At 59.3% G+C, this 246-nt stretch carries 1 protein-coding gene; it reads right to left on the bottom strand.

Features of this window, described 5'->3' with window-relative positions; all coding sequences use genetic code 11:
- The coding region (locus K0T92_RS24765; RefSeq protein ID WP_219875289.1) for an AMP-binding protein at positions 1-246 on the bottom strand (246 nt) is incomplete at both ends.

The following is a 246-nucleotide window of genomic DNA, read 5'->3' as shown; positions in this document are numbered from 1 at the left end:
TTCGTACGGCACCGGCTTGTACCCTTTCACCTTGTCCGCTCCCGTCAGCAGCAGTCTCAGCTTCGAGGGCGCTTCCTCCTCCAGCAGCTGCTCGTACATTTGCGGCGGCAGCCACGCGATCGTAATCTCGCGCTTCCGGTAAAATTCGGTCAGTTCCTTCATTTCCAGACGGATCTCTTCCGGCACGATGCACACGCTCGCTCCCGCGATCAAATACGGGAACACCTCCCACACCGACGCGTCGAA

This window comes from Paenibacillus oenotherae (assembly GCF_019443105.1).
Lineage (GTDB): Bacteria > Bacillota > Bacilli > Paenibacillales > Paenibacillaceae > Paenibacillus_Z > Paenibacillus_Z oenotherae.
Note: the sequence above shows the minus strand (reverse complement) of the source record. Positions and strands in the feature narration are given on the sequence as shown.